The following is a 20,087-nucleotide window of genomic DNA, read 5'->3' on the forward strand; positions in this document are numbered from 1 at the left end:
TCCTTTAACCGAAATTGTATTTAATAAAATTTCGCATTACTTTCTACCATATTTGCTATATGCAACGGTAGCTCTTCTTTTTTCGATTCCAAAAATTTTTGTGATACTGCACCTAAATGTTTTTTATGTGGTATATAAAATGCACTTATAGAAATTTCATAGTCAAATAAGTAATCATACACATGATAATCTACAAATAGAAGATCATTATTCGGAAAAGGAATTTCCTTCCCTTGCAGGGCATACATCAAAGCAATATTATTTTGAGATTTTAATCGATACATTCTTGCAAGTTGGTATAATGGCTCAGCCCGAGTTGGTCTATATTCCCACGCTTTTTGAAAATAAAAAATAGCTAGCGCTGAATATTGCTCTTCTTGCGTCTTAGCATTTTCCATTTCATCTGCTTCTGTTACTTCATGTTGTTTATTTGCTGCACGGTTTGCTAATTGTTCATAACAAAACCCTATTCGCAACAACGAATAGAACACCTCTTCAACCCATCCTCCTGCTTCCACTCGTTTTTTATACCATTTAATCGAATCTTCAAATTGACTTAAATGAAAATAAGTTTGGGCTAAATAAAATAAATATCTTATATGCAAATCTGGCGTTGTTTCTGGATCACTCAACCCTTGTAACAACAGCCTCTCATCTCTTTCAAATTTATCCGCTTTACTTCCACCATCACCAGGGTCATTAACGACAAGCGTCTCCAGTCTAGCTACTCTCGTATTGTAATTCTCTCCAACTTTGGAACGATCTATATCCCAATACTCATGAGTAACACCGACAGATTTCCATGGTAAAGAAGCTTTTAACAGACGTGTAAGCCAATATTTAATATGAACATCATATTGCAATGTAAGATAATGATCTTCCGTTAAGCTCGTTTTATCGAAATTCGGATCAACCTCTAAAATCATATCCGCATCTAATATTAATAAATAATCTGCTTCTGGGTATGTTTTTTGCGCTAACGAAACAGCTAAGCTTCTGTTATAACCAAAGTTTTGAAACGGCTCATGATGAACCGTCCCAGGTATCTCATTTTCCTTACACCAATTTTCAATAATTTCAGGTGTATTATCCGTCGATCCAGTATCACAAATAGAAACAAAATCTACAATTGATTTCGTAGCATTTAAACATCTTTCCATAATCCTAGACTCGTTTTTAACAATCATACAAAGACATAACTTTTTTTCTTCCTTTACAGACTTCACTTGCTCATTTCCCATTTAACCACCTCATATTTTATTAACACGCTCTTTTCATATGTAACATCATTTCTTAGCTACACTGATGACATAACCATCCTTTTACTATTTATGAAAACTTCATTTTATTTATTCTTATTTTTATGTTGGGACATATTTCATGCAGCGCTTTATACTTGATACAATCAATACAAAAAAAACATAATGCGGGAATCCGTACATTTCAAAGTCTAAGAGGAGGTTTTATTTTGTTGGATTACATTTGGCTAGATGACAAATCACCCATTTTAGTACAACTACCAAGCAACTTTAAGTCTGCTGCTATATTACTTCATCCTTTTGTCCAAATGCCTTTAGGGTGGGAAAACTCAGTAAGAAAAAGACCTTACGAGCACATATATCCAAGTGCTGAAGAAATCATTCAAAATGGGAAATCCGTTTCTTGGAAGGAAATAATGTCTTATAGTGGACTAAATTCATACACAGAACTAGCAATAGCCATGTTAACTTCCAGTAATGCCTTTTCAGAAGAATATAAAAGAGATGACTTAGCTAAAAAGCTACATTCAAACTTTAAACAAGACCTTTATTATCCAACGGAAGATTATACATCTATATTTTTATTACAGAATTTACTAAAACTCCTTGGTTCGAAAGGTGCAAAAAATCTATATTTCTCTGAACCAATCTTTGCTACAAACAAATCATTACAGATACATGATACAACCCCTTTAAATATTTGGGACCTTTTCTGTAGTGAGTTCATTATTACTGATGAAAACATGGATTATGCATTCATGAGTATGTTTGATTCCTTTACAACTTTTTTATTAGCGAAAGACGAAAATATAGAATACATTGTTCAATCAATACATATTGAATCCATCATATGTGATAAAAAAACAATGATTGATTGGTATTTATAAATTAGAGATTTCTTACACTATAAAAAAAAGAAACTTGCGCTTATACACAAGTTTCTTTTCAAAATCATTTCCTATTTTTTCACAACTTCATGTCCACCGAACTGATTACGAAGAGCTGAAACTACTTTTCCATGGAATGTATCATCTTCTTGAGAACGGTAGCGCATAAATAATGACATTGCGATTACTGGTGCTGCCGCTTGAAGTTCAAGTGCGGTTTCCACAGTCCATTTCCCTTCTCCTGAAGAGTTCATTACACCTTTAATACCATCAAGTTTTGGATCATCTGCAAATGCCTTTTCAGTTAAGTCCATTAACCAACCGCGGATAACCGATCCGTTTGCCCATACTTTTGCAACATCTTCATAATTGAAATCAAAATCACTTTTATCTAACACTTCAAATCCTTCGGCGATTGCTTGCATCATTCCGTATTCAATACCGTTATGAACCATTTTTAAGAAATGACCACTTCCGACGCGGCCTGCATAAGAATACCCATTCTCTACTGCTAAATCTTTAAATAATGGTTCTAATTGATCGTAAATTTCTTTTTCTCCACCAACCATTAAACAAGCACCGTATCTTGCTCCTTCTACACCGCCTGATGTACCAATATCTACGTAATGTAAACCAAAGCTTTTCGCTTCTTCGGCACGGCGTAACGTATCTTTATAGAATGAATTTCCGCCTTCAATAACGATATCGCCTTCCTCTAATAATGGATAAACTTCTTTTAATACTGACTCAACTACTTCCCCTGCAGGTACCATTACCCAAATTGTGCGAGGAGCTTCTAGTTCAGCGATCATTTCTTTTAATGTATGACGAGCAGTAATCCCTAAAGCCCCAGCCTTTTCAACAAGCTCTTTATTTACGTCATATACAACAACTTCATGTTTGTCTTCATATAAGTGTTCCGCTAATGGGAATCCCATTTTTCCTAACCCGATTAAACCTAGTTTCATATTAATCAATCTCCCATTCTATACAAATATATTTAATAACGAAATGAGTCCAAGTGCTACAACAGATAATATTGTCTCCATTGCAGTCCATGTTAATAATGTTTCTTTCACAGTCATCCCGAAATATTCTTTAATCATCCAAAATCCAGAATCATTTACATGTGATAAAATTAATGACCCTGCACCTGTTGCAAGTGCTAATAGTTCAACATTTACACCTGGTGTACTTGCTGCAATCGGTGCAACAATACCAGCTGCTGTCATCATAGAAACAGTTGCCGATCCAGTTGCGATTCGGATTAGTGCCGCAATTCCCCACCCTAATAATATCGGTGAAATATGCGATTCTTTCGCCATATCTGCAATTGTCGTTCCAATTCCAGAATCTAATAATACTTTATTAAATGCGCCGCCTGCACCAATCACTAACAATATGTTTGCAATTGGCCCAAGGCAATCATTTGTAAATTGTAATACTTTATCTTTTGAGAAACCTTTTGCATATCCAAGACTAAAGAAAGAGTAAATGGTTGCAATTAATAAAGCGACAATCGGATCTCCAATAAAGTGTAATACTTGTGCTAGTTGACTCGTTTTATTTAATGCAACTTCCGCTATTGATGCACCAAGCATAAGAAATACTGGAAGTAAAATTGTAAACAATGTATTCCCAAAGCTAGGAAGCTCTTTTTTATTATCTTTTTCAACAAATTGCTCCGCTATCTCTAATGGTACTTCCTTATGTATACGAGCACCAATCCATTTTCCATAAAGTGGACCTGAAATAATTGCAGTTGGAAGTCCGACAATTAACGCATATAAAATTGTCTTCCCTACATCTGCTTTAAAAATACCTACCGCTGCCATCGCTGCTGGATGCGGCGGCACTAGTCCGTGTACAACGGATAATCCTGCTACTAGTGGAATACCGATTGTAATAAGTGATACCCCTGTTTCTAATGCAATTGTAAATACCAATGGAATTAGTAGTACAAATCCAACTTGGAAAAATACCGGAATCCCTACTAAAAATGCAACAAACATCATTGCCCAATGAACACGTTTCTTCCCAAAACGATCAATTAATGTGTTAGCAATTCGTTCAGCACCGCCAGATTCGGCCATCATTTTTCCAAGCATCGTTCCTAATGCTAAAACTATCGCTAAAAACCCTAACGTATTACCAAGCCCTAGTTTAATAGAATCAATAATCCCTGGATCTTTTGGTGAAGTTCCAATCAATGGCATTCCCATTGCTAGCCCTACACCAATTGCTGTTAAAATTAACGCGACAAACGGATGCCATTTTACTACCGTAATAAGTAAAAGTAGTATGACAACTGCCGCTAGTACGATTCCAACTACCATTTCTCCCAATCCCCCTATTGTTTACGTTGGAAAGCAGCTATACAATCAAATTCTTCTTTCAAGCGATTGTAAAGTCGTTCATACATATAAAACATTTCTAAATATATAGCCGTATTTTCTTTATTCGGTACATGGTGATGAACAATATCAATCCAATCCTTAACCTCTTCCAGAGAATCAATTTTTCCTACAGCATATAAAGCAACTGCCGCTGCCCCAAGCGCAGATGCTTCATGACTTTCAGGAACAAGCAATTCTTTCCCCATCATATCGGATAACATTTGTCTCCAAAATGCAGATTTCGCAAATCCTCCTGAAACGCGTATTTCAGTAAGTGGCCCTGTACAATCCCTGATTGCGAGTGCAACAGAATATACGCTCATACAAACCCCTTCCATGACTGCACGAATAAAATGTTCTCGTTTATGCTGAAGATTAATTCCGAAGAATGTACCACGAGCATTTGCATTCCAGTAAGGTGCACGTTCTCCAGATAAGAAAGGTAAAAATAGCAATCCACCTGCTCCAGCTGGTACACTTTCCGCATATTTAATTAATAAATCATACGGATCAATGCCAAGTTTTCTTGCAACTTCTTGTTCTGGGCTACCAAATTCATCACGTAACCATCTCAGTAATATGCCACCGTTATTCGTTGGTCCGCCAATCACCCAGTGCTCGTCTGTTAATGCATAACAAAACGTTCTTCCTTTTTCATCTGTATTAACATTAGATGAAATTGTTCGAACTGCACCACTTGTTCCAATCGTAATTGCAGCTGATCCAGGCGATATGGCCCCAACGCCTACATTCGCAAGAACACCATCACTTGCACCAATAACAACTGGAGTATCTTCACGAATACCCATCTTTTGTGCTAATTCCGGTTTCATACCCGATAAAATATATGTAGTTGGTACTGGGGTTGATAATTGTTCTGAAGAAATATTTAACATTTCCAGCACATCAACATCCCAATTTAACGTTTCTAAATTGAATAACCCTGTAGCAGAAGCAATGGAATAATCAACTACGTAGCGTGAAAACAATTGGTAAATAACATACTCTTTAATAGAAATAAATTTATAAGCACTTTTATATAATTTTGGTTCCTCTTCTTTCATCCATAATAATTTAGATAGTGGCGACATTGGATGAATTGGTGTACCTGTACGTCTATAAATTTCATGTCCATTCATATGTTGTAATAATTTTTCCGCTTGTTTCGTACTACGATTATCTGCCCAAATGATAGAGCGCGTTAACGGCACACCCTTTTCATCTACTGCAATTAATGCGTGCATTGCTGTACTAATACCAATTGAAGAAATATCTTCTGGTAACACGTCACCTTTTTCTATGGCAACGCTTACAGTTTTATAAACAGCAGCACATATTACATCAGGATCTTGCTCAGCCCATCCGACGTTCGGTTGAATAATTGGATAATCTACTGCATGTGATGCAACGACTTTTCCTTTTTCTGTGAACACAACCGTTTTTGTACTTGTGGTACCGATATCAATCCCGATTACTCTCCCCCTTGTTTCCATGCGAATCTTCCCTTCGTTTCTAGCAAAATATGATCTAGTAAACCGTTTACATGAATTAGTATATAAAATATTTTTTCTTTAATCAAGTTTTAAAAAGAAAATTTTTTTCATAATAAAATATAATTCCCCTCATGACATTTCACTTACATACTAAATTTAAATTCCCCCGGCGGTAAAGTTACGTTATATTCGTTACGCAACACACTATTTTTCTTTCATTAACAACACATTCATACATAGTCCTTCCAAACTTTACTTTTTACTCATTTGCATGAAAAAGGTGTTGAAAAACAATATAAGAAAAATGATTAGAGACCCTTATTTTTTATACAAGTCCGAAAAATAAGGGCTATTTTCAAAAAAACATTAAGGAAGTAATAGTTAATTGATTAGGCATGCATTTTTCTCTTTTTAGTGTTTTAGTTTCACTCTTCTTTTTATCTTAATGGACATAGAGCTCGAATCTACTATCATTTTATTAACTTGTAAATATATGTTCCATAAAATAAAATCTAATAATATTTTTATTTTTCAGAAAAAATAAAACAATATTTTGAACTTTATTGTATAATGTTGTAAAAAGATGTCGGAGGGATTTAATGTTACATAAAATATCTCAATTCACAATTAAGCTTTCATCCATTTTTTTATCACTGTTACTATTATTAAATTTACCTTATTTATTTATCACTCAAAACGGATTTACCTTTCAACCAATTCTTTTTTTTAATCAGATTGTTACTATGTTAAAGGATGTTTTCTCCCCTGAATCATTAGTGGTTATAGGATCAGACCCGAAATTTGGTAGTTTCAAAAAAACACCCTTATTCCCAACCGTTTTAGAACCTTACCTATATTCATTTACTGTATTATTTTTAGCCTTTTTACTTGCGCTCTTTCTATCAGCTAGCATGGCATTTTTTTATTTTTTAGCAAAAGATTATATAAAAAAATGGATAAATAGAATTGTGTTCATATTAGAAGCTGTCCCTGATATGATGATGATGATTTGTTTACAAATATTTTTCATATGGGTACTTAAGAAATTCGGGGAATCTCCTGTCACCATTATTTCTTTTAATGAAAATCGAGCTTATTTACTCCCTATTTTATCTTTAGCGGTCTTACCTACATTACAAATGTTTCGGATGATGGTGTTATACATAAAAGAAGAACATGGAAAAGATTATGTAGAAGTTGCCTACGGAAAAGGCCTTTCATCAAGTTATATACTACGCATTCATTTATTCAAAAATATATCTATCCACTTCTTCCACCATTTAAAAACGATTTTTGTTTTCTTACTTTCTAATTTATTCATTTTAGAATTTGTTTTTAATATGGATGGTATTATTCAATTTTTATTTAATAAGGCGTTTATTTCACCTCCCGCTGCATTTATCATACTGGTCATGATTATTTTACCGTTTTATACTATTTTTCAAATAATCTCATTCATGATGAATAGATGGCACAAGCACTTGAAAGGAGTAGCATTATGAAATCTATTTGGAAATCAAAACGCTTTTTAATCGGTTTCACTTATTTATTCATACTTATTTCAGCTAGTTTTATTTATAGTTGGTTCTTTAAAGATAACATCCCAAAACCTCCTCAGTTACTTTACAATGACAATAACGAATTACTTGGAAAGGCCCCCTTTCCGCCATCGTTAATTCCGCCTTTTGGATCTGATCGTTTTGGCGAGTCTGTTTTCTTACAAATTATAGAAGGAGCAAAATTCACTATTTTATTAGCCGTGGCAATTAGCTTCTTTCGAATTTTATGCGGAACATGTATAGGAATCCTCTTAAGTTTATTTGCTCCAAAACTCAAGAGATTTTTCCAGGCATGCTCAGAAGTTTTTTATTATATTCCAACTCTATTTATCGCATTCATACTCATCACCCCCGTTAATATTGTAATCACATCAAATGCTGATGGGTTAAATCCAAATATTTCATTTACGTTTTATCAAGTACTCGTACTTATTTTCGTCGCTCTGCCTACACTTTCTTTATATATATCCTCAGAGGTTGATGAATTTATGAAACGAGATTACATTTTAAGTTCACAATTATTGGGTGCTAGCCGTTTTCATATTATAAAAAAACACTTACGAGTCTTATTACTTGACCGCTTATTTGTATTATTTATGGAACATATCGTCCAAACACTCATACTCGTTATCCATTTAGCGTTGCTTAACATTGTAATTGGCGGGATTCAAATGCGTGAACTCTATGACGGAGTACTCAAACCTGTTTCTCTATCTAATGATTGGGCAGGACTTATTGGATTAAATCGTAATGAAATGAATCTTTCATGGTGGATTATTTTTTATACCCTCGCTTCATTCTTTATTACGATTCTATTTATTAAGCTTATGACAATCGGGATTCAAGATACACTGAAAGCAAGAGATACGCAAGTTGTAGCAATTCAAAGCGTTCCAGATCATAAAAAATTTGTTAAAGGTAAAGATTCTTTTTCGTTTGCAGATAAAGTGAACCTTTAATCCTTTCCCATTACTCGATATTGATAGTAGTGGAATGCAAAGAAGATGATCCCTGCATTTAACAGGGATCATCTTCTTTCTGTCGTCTAACTTTTTTACATGTCTTTAGCTAGACTCATACTTTTTATATTTAAAGTGAATTATTTGCAATCACAATTATGCTGTTTAAAATCGATTACCATACGTCCTTGAATTCGACCTTGTTCCATTTCCTCGAATACATGTTGTACTTTATCTAAAGAACAAGTTTGAACGACCGGCACTACTTTCCCTTCTGCACCGAACATAAATGCCTCTTCTAGATCCTTACGAGTACCGACTAGAGAGCCAACTACTTCAATTCCATCTAGTACAAGTCGCGGAATGTTTAAATCCATAGTTTCTACTGGTAAACCTACTGCAACGACTTTACCACAAGCACGTACTGCATCAACCGCTGAGTTGAATGCTACTTTTGAAACAGCTGTTACTACAGCAGCATAAGCACCACCAAACTCATCTTGAACAATCTTATCAGCAGGACCTTGAGAAATTGGATTGATAGTCATATCAGCGCCAACCTCTTTTGCTAAGGCTAATTTATCCTCATTAATATCTACTGCAATTACCTTTGCACCAAATACGTTTTTAGCATATTGAATAGCTAGGTTACCTAATCCACCACAACCATAGATGACGATAGGTTGGCCAGGTTTAATATTCGATACTTTTATAGCTTTATATGTAGTTACACCCGCGCATGTGATTGATGATGCTTGAGCAGGATCTAATCCTTCTGGTACTTTCACCGCATAATCAGCTGTCACAATACATTGTTCAGCCATACCACCATCTACTGAATAACCAGCATTCTTAACTTCCCGGCAAAATGTTTCTCTACCAGTTACGCAATATTCACAACGCCCACAAGATTGGAACATCCATGCAATACTTACACGGTCCCCCACCTTTAGTGAAGTAACATCATCAGCAATTTTCGTCACAATACCTATACCCTCATGACCAAGAATACGGCCATCTGTGTTTCCAAAATCATGATTTGCAACGTGTAAATCAGTATGACAAACCCCACAATACTCTACATCTACTAGCGCTTCACCTGAGTGTAACGGACGTAATTCCTTTTCAATAATTTCAATATTTGCTTTACTATTTTTATTAACTACTACTGCTTTCATATGTGATCTCCCCTTTAGTGTTTTAGAATTTTTCATGAGTTCATCTCACAACTTCTGTCTTCACTAGTTTGGCTAATCATTGTGCCAAGTTTAAGTGTTCAATCATCATTACATGTTCATCATAACATGACAATTCAAAAACAAATTGTGAAATTATGAACAATGTTTGAATTGTTGTATAAATCGGTTTTTATTTTTTAAAATGAGAGTCATCACTGGCTATAAGTAGGTCACATATTTCTACAAGAAAATAAATAAACAAACTATTCACTAATAAAAAAGGGGCTGTCTCATAAGTCTCTTTCGAAGTAAGATCACATAAAATTGAAAAGGCAGAAACATTATAAAATCAACATTTCTGCCTTTCACTTTTTATTCGATTTTGGCTAAAAAGCACCTTTTGGGACAGCCTCTTTTTTATATTCGTTTCATCGAAATTGTTTCACGGATACTTTGTAAATTTTGCAACGTTTCTTCTTGGCGTTGTAACGATAACCCAACGTACAAAGTATCTAATAAACTTAACTGCGCTAATCTTGATGAACTTGCTTCTGTGCGGAATTCCGTTTCACGTGTTGAAGTGTATAATGTAATATCAGCTAGTTGACTTAATGCCGATTTCTGATAGCTCGTAATCGCAATAATTTTAGCTCCTCTTGCTTTCGCTACTTCTAACGCTTCAAGTAACCCTTTATTGCTACCAGAATGAGAAATGCCGATAACAACTGAATTTTTCGAGAGTAAACCTGCTCCCATAATTTGAAAATGCGAATCAGTATGAGCGATACATGAAATACCCGTTCTCATAAATTTATGATATGCATCCATCGCAATAATACCAGAGCCACCATTTCCGTAAAACTCGATTCGATTTGCTTCTTTCAAAACTTTTACAGCTTGCTCTAATGCCGTATCATTTAACAAATGCAATGTATCTTGTAGTCCTGTAATATGTGAATGAAAAACTTTTTTAGCAACAGTTACCATACTATCTTCTGCTGATACTTCTTCATGAATATTTTGCATCGGTGTATGGACAATTTCACGAGCTAATGTAATCTTTAAATCTTGGAATCCTTGCAAACCAAGGTGTTTACATAAGCGAAATATCGTAGCCTCAGAACTATTCGTAACTTCTGCTAATTCAGTAATAGATTTATGTACAACATCTTGTGGATGTTTTAAAATATGTTCAGCAATACTTCGCAACTTCGGTGATAAACCGTTTAACGAAGCTTGAATCTTTCCAATCCCACTTCTTGTACCAGGCATAGCATATCTTCTCCCTCCATCGTAGCTTTATCCCGTAAAAACACAATTGGTATGCGCTTATAATCAGTGGGGAATAGCCCCTCCACTGATTAAAGTTTCACTTTATTGTACCTAATTATTGAAAGAAGAAAAACCTTTATTCAGCTTCACTATATATTTTATTAGCTTTTATGCATTTTTTCGTAACATCTTCAAAAGATAATGATCCTGTTTTTGTATTTATTTTTATTTTTTCATCAACGTATTTCGTTCGAAACATTGCAACTTCCTCTTGAAAAGAACAAAGATACAGCTCAAGTTTATACAACACACCATAACGTTTCGGCACTATAACATAGAGTTTATTTTGTTTTTCTATAACTTGAATTACTTCATTGTTTTCTGTTATATATTTCCCCACACATTTTAATTTATCGAAAAAATTCACCTCATACACCTTTATAGGTCTCGGCATCTGAATCTCTTCCCCATTTATAATCTTAGCTATGTTATTTGCAATCTCTATGACCGGTGTAATATTTATATTACTTAGTACAATAATACAAACATTATCTTTTTCATATCGAATCAAATAATTCACAAAACCATTTATATCACCAAAATGACTAGTAGAAATATATTCTTCTTGTTCAATAGCCCAACCATATCCATAATGATCCGAATATGCAGTAAACATTTTTTGAAGTGAACTTTCTGAAATCACCTCTCTACTACGCAATGCTTTATGCCATTTAAACAAATCTTTAACTGTCGAATACATTCCATATGCCCCTAGTGGAAATGACATATCAATATGTTCAGTTTGTTTTATATCTCCAAATATCGTATATCCTGTTGATAAAAATTCTACTATTTCTCTACCCTCATCCTCACATCCAGTATTATGCATTTGAAGTGGTTGACATATATATTTATGTATATATTCTTTATATGATAACCCAGTAATCTTTTCGATTATAATTGTTAATAAAATATAACCAGAATTTGTATAACTATATCTCTCACCTGGTTTAAACTCTAACGGGTACGTCTTTAATACATGCACAATGTCTTCTTTAGATACAGATTTTCTCATTATATCCGACCAATAATTAGGCCAACTTGTAAAATTTGAAATACCCGATGTGTGAGTTAATAGGTGGTGAATTGTAACATCTTCTCCATAAGAGAATCCCTCTATATATTTTGAAATTGAGTCTTCTACCGAGAGCAATCCACGTTCTTCTAATTGTAAAATTGCTGTACTGGTAAACCCTTTCGTTAATGAACCAATTCGAAATTTTGTATCAATAGTATGAGGAATGTTAAATGTGAAATTCGCTGTTCCAAATGCTTCACTTAACAATATTTCATCATTTTTTGCAATCAGTACCGTACCATTAAAATAACTAGCCTCAGACAAACTTGACATGTACCGCTGTAATGTAGCCCTTACTTTCATACACTCCTCCTAAATAACCCCATATTTCACCGCATATAATGCAGCTTGCGTACGATCATCTACTTCCAATTTAGCTAAAACATTTGAAACATGTGTTTTTACAGTTTGTTCTGTAATATGAAGCACTGCTGCAATTTCTTTATTACTTCGCCCTTGCGCAATTTCACGAAGTACTTCTTGTTCTCTTTTCGTTAACATAGAAAAAGGGTTTTCTTTCTTGACTACTGATCGTCCTAATAGTGCTGGTGTTACTTTCGGATGAAAATTCGTATTTCCTTCATGTACTGCAATAATAGAAGCTACAAGTTGCTCAGGTTGTACTTCTTTTAATTGATAACCATCTGCTCCGGCTTCGAGTGCTGGTAAAACATAATCTTGCTCTGAAAAACTGCTTAATATTAGTATCTTTATCGTTTCATCATATTGTTTTATTTGTTTTGTTGCTTCGATGCCATCCATCTTCGGCATTGATAGATCCATTAATACTACATCTGGCCTTTTTGTTTGGACGAATGTTAACGCATCTTCTCCATTTTCTGCTTCCCCAACAATTTCAAATTCTTCTCTCGTTTTCAAAAAGAATACAAGTCCTCTTCGAACGATATGATGATCCTCAACTAGTAGTAATTTAATTTTCAACCTTCTTCTCCCCTTCAAACTGGCAATTGAATTTCAATTTTCGTACCCTTTTTCAGCTCCGTTTTTATTTGAAATGATCCCCTCATTAACTGAATACGTTCCTTCATACTTTTTAAACCGAGTGCTGACTCTCGCACCTGATCTTGTATAAATCCTATTCCGTTATCCTCTATGTAAAAATATAACTGGTTATCTTCTATTTTTAAAAGAACATTTACCTTTTCACACGAAGCATGTTTTTTACAATTATGTATCGCTTCTTGACTAATACGCCATAAAACTTCTTCTATTTCATCACCAATTGAAACCATTCCATCAATTCGAACTTCCACGTGAATTCCTAACAACTTTCCATAATTTTTAATTGCTTCAGCTAACCCTTTCTCTAATCCTTCCGGTCTTAATTGCCAAATCAAGAGTGTCATCTCTTGTAATGCTTCCTGTGATAATTCTCCAATATAGCTCAACATCTCTTGCAAGTCTCTATCTTGCGTCATATTTAGAGTACCTTTTGCGGTTAACATGATAGAAAATAACAATTGTTTTACTGAATCATGTAAATCACGTGCAAGTCGATTTCGTTCTGCTACAACTACATATTTACGTTCTTTCTCTACTAATTGAATACGTTGTATAGTTGTTCCTATTTGAAATGTAATTGATTCTAATAATGCTAATTCTTCCTCTGAAAAATGTGTTTTTTGAGGAGAGGCGACATTTAATAGACCAAACTTCTCCGATCCAGACCTAAGGGGAATTGTCGCATGGTGCGTAACATTTTCGGTATCTCCCCAATTACATTCAATCGCATCCTCTATTCGCTTACATTCAATAATATTTGTCGCTTTTTCCAATCTGCCATTCACAAAACGCTCTACACACCAGCAATCTCCTTCACACATCGGCTTCTTCTCTTGCCACGTAAGAGCTGGCGGTAAGTTTTGATCTACAAGCATACGGTACTTTCCACTTTCATCAATAAAAAAGATCCAGCCTGTTTGCAAATTCATAACTTGTAACAATGTATGTAACACTTTTTCCAACATGTCTTGTAAGTCTGTTGCTTCATTTAATAATTCAGCAATTGCTTTTAATGCCTCTAAACGATGCATCTCTTTTTCTTCAAAGTTCATTTTCATCACCATCTATCATTATAACATTAAGAAATTTCTAAATTCTACAAATTAAAAAGAACTGAATTTCTTCAGCTCTTTGTTTATATCGATCATTTTATTATTATTTTTCTATCCAATGTTGAAAGCAGCATTTCCGTTACCAAACTATTCTACTTTAGCTGTCCGATACAGATTGTCCGCTATGGGTATGCTGTAAACTTTCAGTAGTAACGACCATATTTGCTGCTGGCATTTGTACTCGATTCTTATGAAATATAGACATTAATTCAAATCTTACTTGTCTAGAAGTTTCAAAATAATCTTCTGGCTTTATTAAACCTGTAATACAAAATTCATATCCAACGTATTTCAGATTCGGATTTAAATCTGTAACACCTACATATTTAAAAGGTTCAACAGCTTCATTCTCTACTTTATAAAGACTTGGGGCCAATTTTTCATTACAATTCACACAAACTTCCTCTAACAATTCCTTAACTCTTGTCGGATCTTCCTGATAACTTACCGTAATTCGTTCAATTACGCGCATCCAGCCTTTATTAAAATTTTGTATCGTTCTAATCTCTCCGTGTGGTATAGTAAGGAGTTTTCCTGACCATTCACGAATTTGCATAAAACGAATACTAATTTCCTCAATCGTTCCTGAGTTTGTTCCGTTAAAAGTAACAAAATCGCCAACACGAAACTCTTTGTCCGCTAATCTCGCAAAGCCTAATATAACATCTTTCAGCATCTGTTGTGCAGCAAAACCGATAACAACCCCCGCTATCCCTGCGCCTGCAATGATACTTTTTATATCTACAAATTGGCTAATTAAATATATGATTAGACTAATGATAATGATATATCTAAAAATAGATCGAATCACACTTTGAATCGTTTGCTCTACCTCTTCATCAAAAAAGCTTGATTTCCTAAAAAACCAATCAATAATGCGGTTTATGACAAATGAAATAATGATTAGAACGAAAGCAAATAGTAAAAATCTTAAAAGTAAAAACTCTCTTACATAATTAAAAAATTCTTCAGTATACGTTAATAAACTCATCTAACCACTTCCTTACTAATTAAAAAATTCATAATCGTCTCAGTTTGTTCTAGGAAAATCTATTATCTACTCTAAAATGCTGCTACCCTTACTATGTATTTTGACTTTATTACTAATTCACTTTAAACAGTATGTCTAGCTGTTCTTTTCCTTTCCCTTTAAATATACCCTTTTTAATAACCTAAGGGGAGCTAATCGTGAAATTTTTTAAACGTTAAAAGGTTATTCTACTCATTACGATTTCAACTAATTTATTCATTAACTAGATAAAAAAAGAGCTGAATTTATCAGCTCTTTTATTCGATATTAATTGTTGTTTTACTGTTTTTTTCTTCTTTCAATTTTGGCAATTCAATTGTCAGTACGCCATCTTTATAATTTGCTTTAACATTTTCTTCCTCAACTTGTTGAAAATTAAAGCGTCGAGTTACAGAACCTATAGAACGTTCTTTACGAATATATATGCCATTCTCATTTTTTTCTTCTACTTCATTATGATTAGTTGCTTGAATCGTTAATACATCTTGTTCAAATTCAACTTGAATGTTTTCTTTTTGAAAACCAGGTAAATCTGCTTTTACTGTATATTTATCAGACTGTTCATGAACATCTACTTTAAAAGTATCCATATTCATCGGTTTAAAGAAAGCATCTGTCATCCCTTCTAATAAAGAAGGCCCAAAATCAAAAATACCATTTTGACGTTTTGTTATCTCTGGAAATAAATTACGCATATTTTTTCCTCCTTATTATTTATGAATGAAAGATTATCTCTTTCTGTCTTTATTATAACACTTGGTCAAAAAAGGTCAAAGATTTTGTTTGACCTTTTTTGATGTATATTTTACCAAATAAAACAAATAAGTTATATGACATCTCTCCCTCTTATAAAGAGGAAAATATTAACATAACAACGAATAGTATATTTGCTCTTATTTTTCTTACGGAGGTTACATACAATGGGGTATATTGAAGAACTTAGAAAAATTGTCGGATCCAGACCACTCAATCTAGCAGGAGTTGCTGTAGCTGTTTTCAATAAACAAGGACAAATATTACTTCAACAAAGGCAGAATGGTATTTGGGGTGTCCCTGGTGGATTCGTTGAACTTGGTGAATCAACAGAAGAAGCTGGGAGACGAGAAGTGTTCGAAGAAACAGGGATTGAAATAGGAACCTTACAGTTAATAAGCGTATTTTCTGGAAAAGAATTTTTTGTAAAATTACCAAACGGGGATGAGTTTTATCCTATAACAATCGCATATCTTTGCAAAGACATTAAAGGCGGCTTGCTAAAAGCTGATGGGATCGAATCATTAAGTGTACAATTTTTTGATTTTGATAAGCTACCAGAGAATATTAGCCCATTTATAAAAAAATTAATTGAGCAAAACCTCGTCTCAATTTAAACGTAAAAAGAGACCTTTTTTTAAAGGCCTCTTTTTTTCACTTCACTTCTGCGTTTAAGCAAGATTTAAAATGTCCAAGTGCAAATTCATGCCCTTGCGCATTAAAAGATGCAACTGCCTTTTCATAAACTACAATTTTAAATCCTTTGTTATAAGCATCTACGGCTGTGTGAAGAACACAAATATCAGTACAAACCCCTACAAGATGCACTTCTTCTATTCCTCTTTCTCGTAACTTCATCTCTAGGTCTGTTCCTGCGAATGCACTATATCGCGTTTTATCCATGTAATATACATTCTCTGCATTTTTATATGTTTCGTACACATCTTGTAATTCACCAAACAAATCTCTTCCATTTGTACCCGTTATGTTATGAGGCGGGAATAATTTTGATTCAGGATGATATACATCATTTTCTTCATGTTTATCGATCGCAAAGACAACGTAATCTCCATTTTCAATATATTTCTTCGTTATATGTACAATTTCTTTCTCAATTTCTTGGCCTGGCTTACCGCAAGTTAAAGCACCTTTCTCTGCTACAAAATCATATGTATAATCAATATTTATAAGAGCTCGTTTCATTACTATCTCTCCTTCTCCTGTTTCACAGTAAACAATAGAAAATTTGTTATTACGACATCGTATGTACTATTCGACATTTCAAATGAAATACCTACATTTTTCTTCTGAAACTTACCTTATTCCGAGTTTATCATATAATTGCTAAACAAGGGTAAAACAAATAGCCACTATTAATAAGTCATGAATTTGATAATGGAGCGTAACTTGCATAACCTCCTATATCATAAACCAAATTACTGACATCATCATATTAATCAAGATGATACAAATACACCGGTTCACCTCTTCAACCTCTTTTTCTGTCATAGTAGTAACAAGTGATTTCTTCCTAATTTAATCATATTAGAAAACGAAACAAGTGATTCACTATTACATCCTCTAGTATAAACAAAAAAGTACACTACTTTTTGAGTAATGTACTTTTTATTCTTCTTATGACGCTGGTTTTGTTTCGAATGTTGCTTGATTAAAACTAATAACCTTTCCTTTCGGGTCATTGTTTTCATACTGAACTGCCGTAATCGTATGACTACCTGTTTCAAGCGTCTTTTCTTTTAATTGTACTGTTGTCTGTGTTGTACTAGTTACTTGATATTTATCTGCAAACACTCGATCTACAAATACGAATGTTTCTTTATCATTTTGGAAATTAGAGAGCTCTAATTCAACGTGTTGAATTAAAGTATCCTTTTTAATGAATACAGCTGGTATATTACCATTCTCAGAAGTACCGTCTGGTGTAATAACTTTTACTTTTCCTTCTCCGACTGGCACTGCTCCTTCAGGAAATACTACTATATTCTCATTACTTGCGTTTACAACTCTTTCTTCCTGCTTTGATTGCGCACCCTCTTTTTCTTGTGGAGCGCCGCAACCGGCTAATAACAATACAGACAATCCAGTGATTATGAATTTTTTCAAAATTCATCCCCCCTGTCATTTCATTATAATTTATTATACAAAAATAACTTTTAAATTTTAAAACTATTTTCAACACTTTCATGAACAAATAGAATATTGCTCACGATTAATGTATCATACTTTCCTTAATAGAACATTAATTTTTTTTATGAAATAAATTGGGATAAATAGTAATTCCCTCTTATCTATCATTTTAGCCTAACAGATTAATTGCATACCTATCCAAAATAAAAAGACATTGTTTATTCAATGTCTTTTTATTTTGAGCTTTAAAAAACAAATGTTGTAATCTCATCTACTTCTTTTCTTGGAAGTTTCTTCGGCTTATCTTTCGGAAAACCGAGCGATATAACCATATTTATTTGTTTTTCAGGCTCAATTTGTAAATATTGTCGTAGTTCATCTTGAGCTAACAATACCGGTCCTGTCATTGGGCATGTACCAAGCCCCTTCGCATGTGCAGCCAACATTAAGTTTTGTGCCGCTAAACAGCTGCTCTTAATTCCTTCTTCTTCCCAAACTGAATCTGGAACAAAAGCAATCGGATCAAATATCTTTTCACGAAACTTTGATGCATATGGCGTTGCCAAACATACGATTAATACTGGTGCCTCCGAGAAAGCTGTTGCATATGGTCCGAAAGAACGTGTAAGTAATTTCCCCGCTTTCTCTTCTCCGGTTTCTGCCGCTTTTGCCGCAAGTTTATGTAATGCATCCCATGTCATTTGTTCAATTTCTTTAATTTTCTCTCGGTTCATAATGACCAAGAACTCCCAAGTTTGTGAGTTTGTATCACTCGGTGCATAACGAGCACAATCAATAATCTCTTTTATATCACTAGTGGCTACTTCTTGTTCCGTGAACTTTCTAACACTTCGTCTACCGTGAATTACTTCTTTAAAATCTTCATAATTCATACATTAAATCCCCTTTTTACAGCGTTTTCAAATCTTGTCCTATGCTTGAATTATATCATGAAAAAAAGCTGGAGTAATACCAGCTTTTTTCTTCAATATTAGTTCGTAACTTTAAACAAACGAATACTTTCTTCATATGCAACTTGGAGTTTCTTTGTAATCAGTCCTCTTTCGCCGTTCCCGAACTGCTCGTCACCAATTTGAACGACTGGGAATATTTCAAGTGGCGTCGCTGTGAAGAAGCACTCATCGGCCTCATACACTTCTTGAAGTGAAAATTCTCTTTCTTCTACTTCAATATGTAACTCTTTCGCTAATGTAATAACGTAGTGACGTGTAATGCCGTGTAGAATAAAATTGTCAGCCGGATGTGTAATCAATTTATTATTTTTCACCATAAAGAAATTTGAATGACACCCTTCCGTTACAATTCCATCTCGTACTAATATCGCTTCTTGATAGCCTTGTTCGTTTATTTTATTTTTGATCATAATATTAGGTAGCAGGTTTAAGGATTTTATATGACAGAACTTCCAGCGTATATCCTCTTCTACAGTAACTTTTATTCCTCGTTCCATAGCCGTGATTGGCCTTGGAAAAGAAACAATGTTTGCAAAATATGTTGGTTGCATATTTGACTCATATACATGATTACGACCTTGAGCACCTCTTGATATTTGCAAATATACATTACCATCTTCTTGAAATTTATTTTTTTCAATCATTTGATGTAACTCTTCCACTAACTCCTCCTTAGTAAACGGCGGAATTAGTTTTATTTCCTCCATAGAATGAAAGAATCGTTCTAAATGTAAATCTAATAAATGTGGCTTCCCTTCATATAGTCTGAATACCTCGTATATCCCATCACCAAATTGAAAGCCTCTCTCCTCTAATGGAATCATTGGCTGTTCTTCCTTCGTATTTACAATTCTTCCGTTAAATAAAATCCAATCTTTATGAGTAGCTTTCATTTATCCCCCACTC

At 34.0% G+C, this 20,087-nt stretch carries 18 protein-coding genes and 1 pseudogene; 4 read left to right on the forward strand and 15 right to left on the reverse strand.

Annotated features, from left to right (window positions below):
* Nucleotides 1-20: 20 nt before the first annotated feature.
* Nucleotides 21-1,241: a tetratricopeptide repeat-containing glycosyltransferase gene (locus tag ACTFRS_RS07250; RefSeq protein WP_139867310.1), complete on the reverse strand. Its 1,221-nt coding sequence runs from the start codon at nucleotides 1,239-1,241 to the stop codon at nucleotides 21-23.
* A 139-nt stretch (nucleotides 1,242-1,380) separates the two neighbouring features.
* Between ACTFRS_RS07250 and ACTFRS_RS07255 the strand changes: the two are divergent.
* A pseudogene (locus tag ACTFRS_RS07255) lies at nucleotides 1,381-2,146 on the forward strand (DUF2711 family protein).
* A gap of 71 nt (nucleotides 2,147-2,217) precedes the next feature.
* Here ACTFRS_RS07255 and gnd read toward each other — a convergent pair.
* The 3 genes from gnd to gntK are packed head-to-tail and all read right to left on the reverse strand — an operon-like array spanning nucleotide 2,218 to nucleotide 6,035.
* Nucleotides 2,218-3,114 (reverse strand): phosphogluconate dehydrogenase (NAD(+)-dependent, decarboxylating), encoded by an 897-nt coding sequence (gnd, locus tag ACTFRS_RS07260; RefSeq protein ID WP_139867314.1) that lies wholly within the window; start codon nucleotides 3,112-3,114, stop codon nucleotides 2,218-2,220.
* A gap of 18 nt (nucleotides 3,115-3,132) precedes the next feature.
* Nucleotides 3,133-4,482 (reverse strand): GntP family permease, encoded by a 1,350-nt coding sequence (locus tag ACTFRS_RS07265; RefSeq protein WP_000260197.1) that lies wholly within the window; start codon nucleotides 4,480-4,482, stop codon nucleotides 3,133-3,135.
* Nucleotides 4,483-4,496: 14 nt separating this feature from the next.
* Nucleotides 4,497-6,035 (reverse strand): gluconokinase, encoded by a 1,539-nt coding sequence (gene gntK / locus ACTFRS_RS07270; protein WP_062821117.1) that lies wholly within the window; start codon nucleotides 6,033-6,035, stop codon nucleotides 4,497-4,499.
* Between the two features lie 599 nt (nucleotides 6,036-6,634).
* Here gntK and ACTFRS_RS07275 point away from each other — a divergent pair.
* Together ACTFRS_RS07275 and ACTFRS_RS07280 are read left to right on the forward strand one after the other, a co-directional pair.
* Nucleotides 6,635-7,537 (forward strand): ABC transporter permease subunit, encoded by a 903-nt coding sequence (locus ACTFRS_RS07275; protein WP_439194602.1) that lies wholly within the window; start codon nucleotides 6,635-6,637, stop codon nucleotides 7,535-7,537.
* Entirely contained in the window at nucleotides 7,534-8,553 is a 1,020-nt protein-coding gene (locus tag ACTFRS_RS07280) for an ABC transporter permease (protein ID WP_439194601.1), read from the forward strand. Before ACTFRS_RS07275 ends, ACTFRS_RS07280 begins: the two co-directional genes overlap by 4 nt.
* A 140-nt stretch (nucleotides 8,554-8,693) precedes the next feature.
* On the opposite strand, the gene adhP is transcribed toward ACTFRS_RS07280, so the two are convergent.
* The 7 genes from adhP to ACTFRS_RS07315 all read right to left on the reverse strand — a co-directional run bounded on the left by adhP (nucleotide 8,694) and on the right by ACTFRS_RS07315 (nucleotide 16,001).
* A complete protein-coding gene (gene adhP / locus ACTFRS_RS07285; protein ID WP_139867319.1) occupies nucleotides 8,694-9,731 on the reverse strand; it encodes an alcohol dehydrogenase AdhP in 1,038 nt (345 codons plus the stop codon).
* Nucleotides 9,732-10,148: 417 nt separating this feature from the next.
* Nucleotides 10,149-11,003 carry a MurR/RpiR family transcriptional regulator gene (locus ACTFRS_RS07290; protein ID WP_139867321.1) on the reverse strand — a complete coding sequence of 285 codons (855 nt, stop codon included), beginning with the start codon at nucleotides 11,001-11,003 and terminating at the stop codon, nucleotides 10,149-10,151.
* A gap of 136 nt (nucleotides 11,004-11,139) precedes the next feature.
* Nucleotides 11,140-12,444: a serine hydrolase domain-containing protein gene (locus ACTFRS_RS07295; protein ID WP_139867323.1), complete on the reverse strand. Its 1,305-nt coding sequence runs from the start codon at nucleotides 12,442-12,444 to the stop codon at nucleotides 11,140-11,142.
* Between the two features lie 9 nt (nucleotides 12,445-12,453).
* Nucleotides 12,454-13,083, reverse strand: a complete 630-nt coding sequence (locus tag ACTFRS_RS07300) for a response regulator (RefSeq protein WP_139867325.1) — start codon at nucleotides 13,081-13,083, stop codon at nucleotides 12,454-12,456.
* Nucleotides 13,084-13,097: 14 nt separating this feature from the next.
* Nucleotides 13,098-14,195, reverse strand: coding sequence for a sensor histidine kinase (locus ACTFRS_RS07305; protein ID WP_440024600.1), 1,098 nt, complete (start codon nucleotides 14,193-14,195; stop codon nucleotides 13,098-13,100).
* A 178-nt stretch (nucleotides 14,196-14,373) separates the two neighbouring features.
* Complete coding sequence (locus ACTFRS_RS07310) at nucleotides 14,374-15,267, reverse strand: mechanosensitive ion channel family protein (protein WP_242294029.1); 894 nt, start codon at nucleotides 15,265-15,267, stop codon at nucleotides 14,374-14,376.
* A gap of 296 nt (nucleotides 15,268-15,563) precedes the next feature.
* Nucleotides 15,564-16,001 carry an Hsp20/alpha crystallin family protein gene (locus ACTFRS_RS07315; RefSeq protein WP_001245060.1) on the reverse strand — a complete coding sequence of 146 codons (438 nt, stop codon included), beginning with the start codon at nucleotides 15,999-16,001 and terminating at the stop codon, nucleotides 15,564-15,566.
* Between the two features lie 225 nt (nucleotides 16,002-16,226).
* Here ACTFRS_RS07315 and ACTFRS_RS07320 point away from each other — a divergent pair, with 225 nt between their 5' ends.
* The gene (locus ACTFRS_RS07320) at nucleotides 16,227-16,676 is read left to right on the forward strand and encodes an NUDIX hydrolase (protein ID WP_000540510.1); all 450 of its coding nucleotides are present in this window, start codon (nucleotides 16,227-16,229) and stop codon (nucleotides 16,674-16,676) included.
* 37 nt (nucleotides 16,677-16,713) lie between these two features.
* Here the strand turns inward: ACTFRS_RS07320 and ACTFRS_RS07325 are convergent, their stop codons facing one another.
* From ACTFRS_RS07325 to dat, 4 genes are all read right to left on the reverse strand, one after another.
* Nucleotides 16,714-17,262, reverse strand: coding sequence for a cysteine hydrolase family protein (locus ACTFRS_RS07325; protein WP_139867327.1), 549 nt, complete (start codon nucleotides 17,260-17,262; stop codon nucleotides 16,714-16,716).
* Between the two features lie 432 nt (nucleotides 17,263-17,694).
* Nucleotides 17,695-18,183 (reverse strand): hypothetical protein, encoded by a 489-nt coding sequence (locus tag ACTFRS_RS07330; protein ID WP_000713485.1) that lies wholly within the window; start codon nucleotides 18,181-18,183, stop codon nucleotides 17,695-17,697.
* Nucleotides 18,184-18,452: 269 nt separating this feature from the next.
* The gene (locus ACTFRS_RS07335) at nucleotides 18,453-19,100 is read right to left on the reverse strand and encodes a nitroreductase family protein (protein WP_139867329.1); all 648 of its coding nucleotides are present in this window, start codon (nucleotides 19,098-19,100) and stop codon (nucleotides 18,453-18,455) included.
* A gap of 98 nt (nucleotides 19,101-19,198) precedes the next feature.
* Nucleotides 19,199-20,074 (reverse strand): D-amino-acid transaminase, encoded by an 876-nt coding sequence (gene dat, locus ACTFRS_RS07340; protein WP_440023854.1) that lies wholly within the window; start codon nucleotides 20,072-20,074, stop codon nucleotides 19,199-19,201.
* Nucleotides 20,075-20,087 lie beyond the last annotated feature (13 nt).

This window comes from Bacillus cereus group sp. MYBK139-1 (genome assembly GCF_051916915.1).
In the GTDB taxonomy this organism is placed as follows: Bacteria; Bacillota; Bacilli; order Bacillales; family Bacillaceae_G; genus Bacillus_A; species Bacillus_A pacificus.